This is a genomic window from Blautia sp. CAG:237, assembly GCF_000436615.1.
Classification (GTDB): Bacteria; Bacillota; Clostridia; order Lachnospirales; family Lachnospiraceae; genus Blautia_A; species Blautia_A intestinihominis.
Map to the genome: position 1 here is coordinate 1 of NZ_FR886718.1, position 4,966 is coordinate 4,966.

At 43.3% G+C, this 4,966-nt stretch carries 8 protein-coding genes; all 8 read right to left on the bottom strand.

Annotation, left to right across the window (positions count from 1 at the left end; translation table 11 throughout):
• Positions 1–43: 43 nt before the first annotated feature.
• Positions 44–439 (bottom strand): 30S ribosomal protein S11, encoded by a 396-nt coding sequence (rpsK, locus tag QZL69_RS05350; protein ID WP_022214196.1) that lies wholly within the window; start codon positions 437–439, stop codon positions 44–46.
• Between the two features lie 50 nt (positions 440–489).
• Entirely contained in the window at positions 490–858 is a 369-nt protein-coding gene (gene rpsM, locus QZL69_RS05355; protein ID WP_022214197.1) for a 30S ribosomal protein S13, read from the bottom strand.
• A 284-nt stretch (positions 859–1,142) separates the two neighbouring features.
• The gene (gene rpmJ / locus QZL69_RS05360; RefSeq protein WP_003497809.1) at positions 1,143–1,256 is read right to left on the bottom strand and encodes a 50S ribosomal protein L36; all 114 of its coding nucleotides are present in this window, start codon (positions 1,254–1,256) and stop codon (positions 1,143–1,145) included.
• A 286-nt stretch (positions 1,257–1,542) separates the two neighbouring features.
• Positions 1,543–1,761, bottom strand: a complete 219-nt coding sequence (infA, locus tag QZL69_RS05365) for a translation initiation factor IF-1 (protein ID WP_005428560.1) — start codon at positions 1,759–1,761, stop codon at positions 1,543–1,545.
• A 22-nt stretch (positions 1,762–1,783) separates the two neighbouring features.
• Entirely contained in the window at positions 1,784–2,539 is a 756-nt protein-coding gene (gene map / locus QZL69_RS05370; RefSeq protein WP_022214198.1) for a type I methionyl aminopeptidase, read from the bottom strand.
• A gap of 4 nt (positions 2,540–2,543) precedes the next feature.
• Positions 2,544–3,188, bottom strand: coding sequence for an adenylate kinase (locus QZL69_RS05375; protein ID WP_022214199.1), 645 nt, complete (start codon positions 3,186–3,188; stop codon positions 2,544–2,546).
• A gap of 155 nt (positions 3,189–3,343) precedes the next feature.
• Positions 3,344–4,660, bottom strand: coding sequence for a preprotein translocase subunit SecY (gene secY / locus QZL69_RS05380; protein ID WP_022214200.1), 1,317 nt, complete (start codon positions 4,658–4,660; stop codon positions 3,344–3,346).
• On the bottom strand, positions 4,660–4,966 hold a 307-nt coding region (gene rplO / locus QZL69_RS05385), incomplete at its 5' end, for a 50S ribosomal protein L15 (protein WP_291518518.1). The genes secY and rplO, both read right to left, overlap by 1 nt.

Below are 4,966 nucleotides of genomic sequence, written 5' to 3' on the forward strand. Positions count from 1 at the left end.
GAACAGGAACTCTATTTACTGCCATTTCAAGCTACCTCCTAAATTAGACTCTTCTACGTTTTGGTGGACGGCATCCGTTGTGCGGAACCGGTGTTACGTCACGGATACTTGTTACTTCAAGGCCGCAAGCCTGAAGTGCACGAATTGCAGCTTCACGTCCTGATCCTGGTCCTTTAACCATAACATCAACAGTTTTTAATCCATGAATCAGAGCAGCTTTTGTTGCAGTCTCTGCTGCCATCTGTGCTGCATAAGGGGTAGATTTTCTTGAACCTCTAAATCCCAGACCGCCGGCACTTGCCCATGAAAGAGCGTTTCCTTCGTTGTCAGTCAGAGTAACAATTGTATTGTTAAAGGATGACTGGATATGTGCCTGTCCGTGTTCAACGTTTTTCTTAACACGACGTTTAGTAGTCGCTTTTCTGGTTGTCTTTGCCATTTTAAAACTAACCTACACTTTCCTATATATAATCAATTATTTGTTACGAATTATTTCTTCTTATTAGCAACAGTTCTCTTAGGACCCTTGCGAGTTCTAGCGTTTGTTTTGGTCTTCTGGCCACGAACCGGAAGTCCTTTACGATGACGGATACCACGGTAGCATCCGATTTCCTGCAGTCTCTTGATATTCATAGCGATTTCACGACGAAGATCACCTTCAACTGTCATTGTTTCATCAATAACAGCACTGATTTTCTTTACATCATCGTCTGTCAGATCTCTGACACGGATGTCAGGATTTACTCCTGCCTGTGCAAGAATCTTGTCTGCACTTGTTCTGCCGATACCATAGATATAGGTAAGGCCGATTTCGATACGTTTGTCTCTTGGTAAATCTACACCAGCTATACGAGCCATGTACTGTTTCCTCCATTTTCTTTTTGAAAGTCGTCTGAACCGTACCACTTGCAATCTCGCAAGGTGAAATAGGGTACATCTTCAAAAACTCTCGATTTTTCTAGTTTCCTAATTGGGGTGCCTCGGTAAAACACCCAGCCGCCTTTGGCGAAAAGCGACCTTTCCGAAATTTTGTTGCCTCTCGGTATTAGGCAATACATGCTTCTTTAATAAAATATTAAAACAGTCCGAACAACCCTTCCGGGTGTATCAAACTGCAGCCGCACGTTTCACAAATCAGTCAATCAACCCTGACGCTGTTTGTGTTTTGGATTTTCACAGATTACTCTGATAGATCCTTTTCTTTTGATGATCTTGCATTTTTCGCAGATCGGCTTTACAGATGATCTTACTTTCACTGGAAATCCTCCTTTTCCGTAATATAGGCTTGAATCTGCAGTTCATACACGCCTCAGCGCGTACAACCAGTATAATAACATTCTATTCCAAGAATTGCAAGCCCTAAATCAAATTTTTTTCATGTTTTTCAGAGGAAACAAAAAAACACCACGCCGTGGTGTTTTTTGCATTTCCTCATCACTATACCCACACACTCCCCCACACCACAACGCGCGTGGCCAACAGGGGGTGTGTGAGGGGGACACGCGGCCTTCGCGGAACTCTGAGCCTGTCCCCCTCACGGTTTTATTTATCTCGCCAGATAATCCGGCCTTTTGAAAGATCATATGGAGAAAGTTCAATAGTAACTTTATCTCCAGGAAGAATACGGATGAAGTTCATACGCAGCTTTCCGCTGATATGAGCCAATACCACATGCTTATTTTCCAGTTCTACTTTGAACATTGCATTAGGCAGCTTCTCCAGTACAGTACCTTCCACTTCAATTACATCTGCTTTTGACATTAAAAACCTCCTGTGTCATCTGTCATTTTGTAAGAGTCAGAATTTCCGGTTCTCCATCCGTGATCAGAATCGTATTTTCGTAATGTGCAGAAAGAGATCCGTCCATAGTTACAACTGTCCACTCATCATCCTCCCATGCAACATCTGCACGGCCAAGGTTGATCATCGGTTCAATCGCAAGTGTCATACCCGGCATCAGTTTGATGCCTCTGCGCTTCTGCGGGAAATTCGGGATCTGCGGATCCTCATGAAGATGAGTTCCGATTCCGTGTCCTACGAGGTCACGAACGATACCGTAATTGAATTTCGCTGCATAAGCACCGATTGCTTTGGAAATATCATTCAGATGATTTCCTGCTTTTGCAAATTTAATTCCTTCAAAGAAGCTCTGCTTTGTTACTTCCATAAGCTGTCTTGCTTCCGGTGAAACTTCACCTACCGCATAAGTACGTGCGGCATCTGAATGATAACCTTTGTAGATCAGTCCGGCATCGATCTTGACAAGATCGCCTTCCTGGATGATCTTATGTCTGGACGGAATCCCGTGTACTACTTCATCATTGAGGCTGATGCAGAATGATGCGGGAAAGCCCTCATAATTTAAAAAGTTTGGAGTGCAGCCCATAGAGCGGATCATATCCTCACCGATACGATCCAGTTCTTTTGTGCTGATTCCCGGCCTGATATGAGAAGCCAGTTCATCATGAACCTTTTCCAGTAAATGACCGGCATGTCTCATAAGCTCGATTTCATGTTCTGACTTAATAGAAACTGACATTTTCTTATTCTCCCAAGATCTCGACGATTGCCTGGAACACTTCGTCCAGGGAACGAGTTCCGTCTACTGTCTTTAATACGCCCTGCTCTGTATAGTAGTCGATCAATGGCTGTGTCTGTTCGTGGTAAACCTTCAGACGCTTGGAAACTGTTTCCGGTTTGTCATCGTCACGCAGTACCAGTGTCTCACCACAGGTATCGCATACATTCTCTGTCTTCGGTGCTGCATACACGATATGATAAGTAGCTCCGCATTTCAGGCAGGCTCTTCTGCCTGACATACGATTAACGATGTTTTCATCCGGAACATCAACATCGATTGCATAATCAATGCCGCTTCCGAGTTTCTTAAGAGCTTCTGTCAGGCACTCTGCCTGAGGAATCGTTCTCGGGAAACCATCCAGTACATAACCATTTTTGGCATCATCCTGCTGGATTCTGTCTACTACGAGGTCGCAGGTTAATTCATCTGGTACCAAAAGCCCCTGATCCATATATGTTTTTGCTTTTTTGCCTAATTCAGTACCATTCTTGATGTTTGCACGGAAAATATCTCCTGTGGAAATGTGCGGAATCCCGTATTTCGCTGCAATTTTCTTTGCCTGAGTTCCTTTTCCGGCACCTGGTGCACCCAACATAATAATTCGCATAACAAATACCCTCCTTTTCTTTATGAAGCATATAGGGTCAGTCACCCTTTCGGTGCTGCCCGGACAGGAAAAACAAATGCCACTGTTACCGTAACAAATAAATTTCGCCTGTACCAAATCAAGGCTGTGACGCTTACGCACCACAACCTTCATTTTTAGTTGTTCAGGAAGCCTTTGTAATTGCGGACAAGTAACTGGGACTCAATCTGTTTCACAGTCTCAAGTACAACACCAACCACGATGATGATAGATGTTCCACCGAAGGAAACGTTTGCCCCGAAGACTCCGTTGAAGAAGAACGGAATAACTGCCACAATGATCAGACCTACCGCACCTATAAATATAATATAATTTAGCATTTTAGTCAAATAATCTGATGTAGGTTTTCCTGGACGGATGCCCGGGATAAATCCCCCCTGCTTTTTGATATTATCTGCAACTTCCAGTGGATTGAATGTAATGGAAGTGTAGAAATATGCAAAGAATACGCAGAGTACTACGTATACCAGCAGACCCCAGGTATATTTGATCTGGGATGGATTACACCAGTTACTTGAGGAAAGTCCTCTCAGAATCTCACTTCCAATGCCAGTTCCGTTTGTTTTACCGGCAAACTGCGCGATAACGCCCGGGAAGGACATAATGGAAGAAGCAAAGATGATCGGGATAACGCCGGCAGTGTTGACTTTCAGCGGAATATTGGTGGACTGACCACCCATCATTTTTCTTCCTACCATCTTTCTGGAATACTGAACAGGAATTCTTCTCTCTGCTCCATTAAGAATAAGGACAAATACTACTACAACAAGGATAATTGCGAAGATGATAACACCTGCAAGTGTTCCTTTTGCAATTGTTTTCCCCTTAATAAAATTCTCATAAAGAGTTGTCATATCACTCGGGATACGGGAAATGATGTTTACCGCAAGTACGATAGAAATACCATTTCCAACACCTTTTTCAGTGATACGTTCGCCGATCCACATTAACATTGCAGATCCTGCTGTCAGACTGGCGATCACGACGATTGCCTTAAGAATGTTCATATCCTGTACGATATTTCCGCGGGCAAATCCGATTGTCATTGCAATAGACTCAAACAGTGCGAGTCCAATTGTGACATAACGGGTAATCGCTGTCATCTTTTTTCTTCCCTCTTCACCATCTCTGTGCATTTCCTCCAGAGCAGGAATTGCAATTGTAAGAAGCTGAATGATAATGGAAGAAGTAATGTACGGTGTAATGTTCAATGCGAATACGGACATGCTCTCAAAAGAGCCACCGGTGAATGCATCAAAGAAATTGAATGCATCACCGGTATTACTCCGAAACCACTGTTTGAATACATCACTGTCCACACCCGGAATCGGGAGCTGTGAACCGATACGGATGACTAAAATCATCCATAAGACGTAGAGAAGTTTTCTCCGCATCTCTTTTACTCTAAAAACACTTTTAAGAGTTTCAAACATTAAATCACCTCTACTGTACCACCTGCAGCTTCGATTTTTGCTTTTGCGGTCTCGCTGACTGCATTAACTTTAACTGTAAGTTTTTTAGTCAGTTCACCGTTTCCAAGAATCTTAACTCCGTCCCCTGCTTTGGAGATTGCGCTGGTAGCAAGTAAAGATTCAACTGTAACTTCTGCTCCGTCCTCAAAACGATTCAGAACGTCAACATTGATTGCGATGATCTCTTTAGAATTTCTGTTCTTGAAGCCCCTCTTAGGAAGACGTCTGTATAAAGGCATCTGTCCACCTTCAAATCCCGGTTTCTTG

Bases quoted from the DNA above. Each gene is read 5' to 3' on its own strand.
- rpsK (WP_022214196.1), bottom strand. From the start codon at position 439: ATGGCAAAGACAACCAGAAAAGCGACTACTAAACGTCGTGTTAAGAAA.
- rpsM (WP_022214197.1), bottom strand. From the start codon at position 858: ATGGCTCGTATAGCTGGTGTAGATTTACCAAGAGACAAACGTATCGAA.
- infA (WP_005428560.1), bottom strand. From the start codon at position 1,761: ATGTCAAAAGCAGATGTAATTGAAGTGGAAGGTACTGTACTGGAGAAG.
- map (WP_022214198.1), bottom strand. From the start codon at position 2,539: ATGTCAGTTTCTATTAAGTCAGAACATGAAATCGAGCTTATGAGACAT.
- QZL69_RS05375 (WP_022214199.1), bottom strand. From the start codon at position 3,188: ATGCGAATTATTATGTTGGGTGCACCAGGTGCCGGAAAAGGAACTCAG.
- secY (WP_022214200.1), bottom strand. From the start codon at position 4,660: ATGTTTGAAACTCTTAAAAGTGTTTTTAGAGTAAAAGAGATGCGGAGA.